The sequence below is a fragment of the Mycobacterium arosiense ATCC BAA-1401 = DSM 45069 genome (assembly GCF_002086125.1).
In the GTDB taxonomy this organism is placed as follows: Bacteria; Actinomycetota; Actinomycetes; order Mycobacteriales; family Mycobacteriaceae; genus Mycobacterium; species Mycobacterium arosiense.
On record NZ_MVHG01000150.1, the window covers coordinates 1 to 5179 of the forward strand.

At 69.6% G+C, this 5179-nt stretch carries 5 protein-coding genes; all 5 read right to left on the minus strand.

What is annotated here, in order from left to right:
• Window positions 1-105 precede the first annotated feature (105 nt).
• Entirely contained in the window at window positions 106-1917 is a 1812-nt protein-coding gene (lpqB, locus tag BST14_RS27380; protein WP_083067416.1) for an MtrAB system accessory lipoprotein LpqB, read from the minus strand.
• On the minus strand, window positions 1917-3596 hold the full coding sequence (gene mtrB, locus BST14_RS27385) for an MtrAB system histidine kinase MtrB (RefSeq protein ID WP_083067417.1): 1680 nt from the start codon (window positions 3594-3596) through the stop codon (window positions 1917-1919). The genes lpqB and mtrB overlap by 1 nt, the downstream gene beginning before the upstream one ends.
• A gap of 13 nt (window positions 3597-3609) precedes the next feature.
• Window positions 3610-4296, minus strand: coding sequence for a two-component system response regulator MtrA (mtrA, locus tag BST14_RS27390; RefSeq protein ID WP_007168097.1), 687 nt, complete (start codon window positions 4294-4296; stop codon window positions 3610-3612).
• Window positions 4297-4386: 90 nt separating this feature from the next.
• The gene (locus BST14_RS27395; protein WP_083067418.1) at window positions 4387-5031 is read right to left on the minus strand and encodes a dTMP kinase; all 645 of its coding nucleotides are present in this window, start codon (window positions 5029-5031) and stop codon (window positions 4387-4389) included.
• A gap of 49 nt (window positions 5032-5080) precedes the next feature.
• Window positions 5081-5179 (minus strand): adenosylhomocysteinase (locus BST14_RS27400; protein ID WP_142279650.1); only part of this gene is annotated, 99 nt, incomplete at its 5' end.

Below are 5179 nucleotides of genomic sequence, written 5' to 3' on the forward strand. Positions count from 1 at the left end.
ACCCGGCGGGGCGATCTCTTTTCTGTCGACCCGAGGGTCTGACTCCAACACGCCGCGAGACGGCTCGAGACGCCCCGCCCCACAAACCCCTAATTCAGCAAGCTCCTAGCCCGGCAGCACCGGCGCCGCCCCGGGCACCGCCAGCCCGGGCACCTCCGACCAGCCCTGCTGACCGTCGGCCGACGGCGAATACTGCAGCACCCCTTGCGGTCCCGCGACATAAGCGGTCGACGGGTTGGCGACCACGGTGGTCACCGGCATCTGCAGACCGTGCGGCGGCGCGTCGGAGTTCACCCCGTCGATGTTCACGTAGGACACCGGGTGGCTGGCGTCGGTGCGGGTCACCACGAGGTCGTCGCCGGTACGCCACGACAGCGACACCACCGAATTGCCCAACCCGAATCCGAGCCGGCGCGGGAAGGTCAGGGCGTACTGCCCGGCCTGGGTCTGCTCGACGCTGGCGAGAATCACCTGACCGCCGATCACCATCGCGGCGCGGGTGCTGTCGCGGGACAGCTGCAGGTCGGTGATGGGTCCCGGGAACCGGGTGGCCACCGCCACCGAATCCACCGGCAGCCGGGCCGGCTGCCCGGAGGCCGGCTCCTGAATCGCCCGTAACACGTTGTTGCCGTCGATGACCACCCAGACCACGTCGTCCAGCGACCAGGTCGGCCGCGACAGGCTGTGCCCGTCGGCGGACTGCACCGCCTCCTGTCCGAGATCACCGATCCATAGGGACGCGGCCATGTCCGGGGCACCGCGGTGCAGCGTCACCACCGACGCCACCTGCCGGCCGTTGCGCGACAGCGCGGCGCCGGTCTGATCGCCCATGCGCCCGAATGCCCCGGGCACCACGGTGGTGTGCTGGCCGTCCAACGACACCAGTGAACCGTTCACCAGCGCATGCAATCCCGCGCCCGCGCCGTCGGCGGCGCCGGGATCGGTGGCCGCGACATCGGAGGTGGTCCACCCGTCGCGGAACCGGTCGTCCAGCGGCGCCCCGTCGGCGTTGATCACATAGGGGCCGCGGATGTCGGCCCTGGCCAGGGTCCAAATGATTTGTGCCGCAAGCAATTGCCGGCTGTGCGGATCGGTGGTGGACAGCTTCTCGAGCTCGACGCGCGCACCGCCGTAGCCGCGTCCGATGCCGTTCTTGCCGCCGTCGGCGCGGGTCACCGGACCACGCAGCCGCAGTGGCGGGGCGAGTAGATTGCGTACGGTATGCGCCATCTCGGGCCGCGGCCCGGCGATCAGCTTGGAGATCAGCTCGGTGGCCAACTGGTCGTGGTCGGGCACCGCGACGTAACGCGGGTCGGGGACCACTGTCTTGCCGGTCGGGTCGGCGAAGTACAGGGTGTTGCGTTTGTAGGTGGACTGAAACTGCTGCCAGTCCAGGAAGACCCCGTTGGGCAACCGGTCGATGCGCCAGCCGCCGGAGGTCTTGACCAACTCGATCGGCCCGGGGTCGGGCAGCACGCCCTCGGCGGTCTCGAACACCCCCACGTCGGACAGCGAACCCAGGATGTCGGCCCGCATGGTCGCCGAAACCCGCTCGGCCGCACGGGTTTCGACGAACACCACGTGGTCGATCAGCAGCGCGCTACCGGCGTCGTCCCAGGCGTTGGACGCCGATTGGGTGAGGAACTGCCGGGCGGCCAGGTGGCGGTTCGCGGGATCGGCTGTGGCCTTGAAGAATTCGCGTAGCAGCACATCGGGGTCCATGCCCGGCGTCGGCTTGGGCAGGTTGGACGGCGCCGGCCGCTCGACGGTGCCGATGGCTTGCGGCGCCGACGAGCTGGGCACCCCCGCGCAGCCGGCGACCAACATGGCCAGCATCAGCAGGCCCAACAGCTTCCGCGCGGCGACGATGCGGGCCGGCGCGGCGCGCTGAGGAGCCGGGCGATCAAGACCCCGCATCACAGGGTCCTCTCGGCGTGCTCACGCTGGCGCAGGCGGTCCTTGCGCTCGGCCGCGCCGGCGTGGGCGGCCGGTTGCGGGATCGGCTTCATGGGCAGCGGGCTGGTGGTGACCTTGTGACCGCGCACCAGCGGCAGCGTGAGCCGGAAGCACGAGCCCTCACCGGGTTCGCCCCACGCCTCGAGCCGGCCCTGGTGCAGTCGCGCGTCCTCGATGCTGATGGCCAGGCCCAGCCCGGTGCCACCGGAGCGGCGAACCCGCGAGGGGTCGGCCCGCCAGAACCGGCTGAACACCAACTTCTCCTCGCCGGGCCGCAGCCCGACGCCGTAGTCGCGGACCGTGACGGCCACCGTGTCCTCGTCGGCGGCCATCCGGATCTTCACCGGCTTGTGTTCGGCGTGGTCGATGGCGTTGGCGATCAGGTTGCGCAGGATGCGCTCCACCCGGCGGGTGTCGACCTCGGCGATCACCTCTGCGGTCGGCAGGTCCACCTGCAGTTCGATGCCGGCGTCCTCGGCCAGATGCCCGACGTTGCTCAGCGCGCTCTGCACGGTGGTGCGCAGATCGACCGCCTCGACGGACAGCTCCGCGACGCCGGCGTCGTGCCGGGAGATTTCCAGTAGGTCGTTGAGCAGCGACTCGAACCGGTCCAGCTCGTTGACCATCAGCTCGGTGGAGCGCGCCAGCGTGGGGTCCAGGTCGGCGCTGTGGTCATAGATCAGGTCGGCGGCCATCCGCACGGTGGTCAACGGGGTGCGCAGCTCGTGGCTGACGTCGGAAGTGAAGCGGCGCTGCAGGTTACCGAACTCCTCCAATTGGGTGATCTGGCGCGACAGGCTCTCTGCCATGTCGTTGAAGGACATGGCCAGCCGGGCCATGTCGTCCTCGCCGCGCACAGGCATGCGTTCGGACAGGTGCCCTTCGGCGAAGCGTTCGGCGATCCGCGACGCCGATCGCACCGGCACCACCACCTGCCGCGACACCAGCAGCGCGATCCCGGCCAGCAGCACCAGCAGCACCGCGCCGCCGGTGATCATGGTGCCGCGCACCAGCTGGATGGTGGCCTGCTCGTTCTTGAGCGGAAAGATGAGGTAGAGCTCCAAATTGGCCACCTGAGACGACGCCGGCGTGCCGACGATCAGCGCCGGTCCGGAGAACCCGTCGGTATGCACGGTGGCGTACTGGTAGGACGCCTGCCCGGCCTTGACGAAGCCGCGCAGCGAAGCGGGCACCTGGTCGACGGGCCCGGCCGTGGTTGCCGCGCGCGGGCCGTCGCCCGGCACCATCAGCACCGCGTCGAAAGCGCCGGCCAACCCCGCGCCCGAGGCCGAATCGGTCTTGGAAGTCAACGTGTTTCGCGCCAGCTGCAGGCTGCTGTCCAGGGACCGCGCCTCTTCGCCGTTGACGATCCCGCCCACGGTGGTGCGCGCCCGCTCGATCTGCTCGATGGCGGCCTTGACCTTGACGTCGAGCACGCGGTTGGTGACTTGGGAAGTCAACACGAAGCCGAGCGCCAGGATGACCGCCAGCGATAGGCCCAGGGTCAGCGCCACGACCCGCAGCTGCAGCGAGCGCCGCCAGGCGATGGCCACGGCGCGACTCAGCGCGCCCATGCCCCGAGTCATGGGACCGGAGCGTCCCCAGCGGCTCCGGGTGCGTCGGCGGGAGCCCCAGATCACGTGTCCCTACCGGTCACGGAGGTCCGGCCTTGTACCCAACTCCTCGAACGGTCAACACTACGGTCGGGTTTTCCGGATCTTTCTCGACCTTGGCGCGCAGACGCTGGACGTGCACGTTCACCAGGCGGGTATCCGCCGGGTGCCGATAGCCCCACACCTGTTCGAGCAGCACATCACGAGTAAACACCTGCCGCGGTTTGCGCGCCAACGCCACCAACAGGTCGAATTCCAGCGGTGTCAGGGAGATCTGTTCGCCGTTGCGGGTGACCTTGTGCGCCGGCACGTCGATCTCCACGTCGGCGATGGACAGCATCTCGGCCGGCTCGTCGTCGTTGCGCCGCAGCCGCGCCCGCACCCGCGCCACCAGCTCCTTGGGCTTGAACGGCTTCATGATGTAGTCGTCGGCGCCCGACTCGAGGCCCAGGACCACGTCGACGGTGTCGGTCTTGGCGGTCAGCATCACGATCGGCACGCCGGAGTCGGCGCGCAGAACCCGGCACACGTCGATGCCGTTCATGCCGGGCAGCATCAGGTCCAACAACACCAGGTCGGGGCGCAGTTCGCGCACCGCAGTCAGGGCCTGGGTGCCGTCACCGATGACCGCAGTGTCGAAACCCTCCCCACGAAGCACGATGGTGAGCATCTCGGCTAGCGAAGCGTCGTCATCGACGACCAAAATCCTTTGCCTCATGGAGTCCATGGTGTCACCAGATCGGGACAAATTTGGGGCGCCACACGGGCGTTTCGTGGCCCGATGGCCAATTTTGGATGCAAATACCGTTAAATTCGCCTATTCGGCCGCCCCGGCGCCGGTCAGCGCGGCGGCCAGCCGGCCCGGATCTACGTCCGCGTCGACGGCCAGCCAGGCGCCACCCCACCCCGCGGCGGCCAGTTCGGCGTACACCGCGGCGGTGCGCTGCTGCAGCCCGTCGTCGCGTTCGTAGCTGTCGCGCGCGCGGCCCGGATCGGACTCGGCGCGGCTGCGGGCCCGCTGCCCGGCCAGCTCGGCCGGCACCGCGAGCAGCACCTGCCAATCGGGCGGGGGCAGGCCGAGGCGCCCGTACTCCAGCGCGTGGATCCATTCCACGGCCGGCCCCGCCGCGTCCTGATGCAGGCGGGCGGCGGTGTAGGCCGCGTTGGAGGCGACGTAGCGATCCATGATCACCACGTCGTGCTCGCGGCGCAGCGCCTCGATGTCTGCGAGCGCCCCGGCGCGGTCCAGCGCGAACAGCATCGCCATGGCGTAGACCGACGACGCGAGGTCGCCGTGCTCGCCGTGCAGGGCCTCGGCCGCGATGTCGGCGGTCACCGACTGCCCGTACCGAGGGAAGGCCAGCATCGCCACCGACTTGCCGTCCGCCTCAAAGAGGTTGCGCAGCTTGTCCGTCAGCGTCCGCTTGCCGGCGCCGTCGATGCCTTCGATCGCGATCAGCACGGCGCCGAGCCTAGCGTTCGGGCGCACCCACCCGGGCTCAGTAGCGGTCTCAGTAGCGGTAGTGGTCGGCCTTGTAGGGGCCGTCGACGTCGACGCCGATGTATTCCGCCTGTTCCTTGGTCAGCTTGGTCAGTCGGCCGCCGAGCGC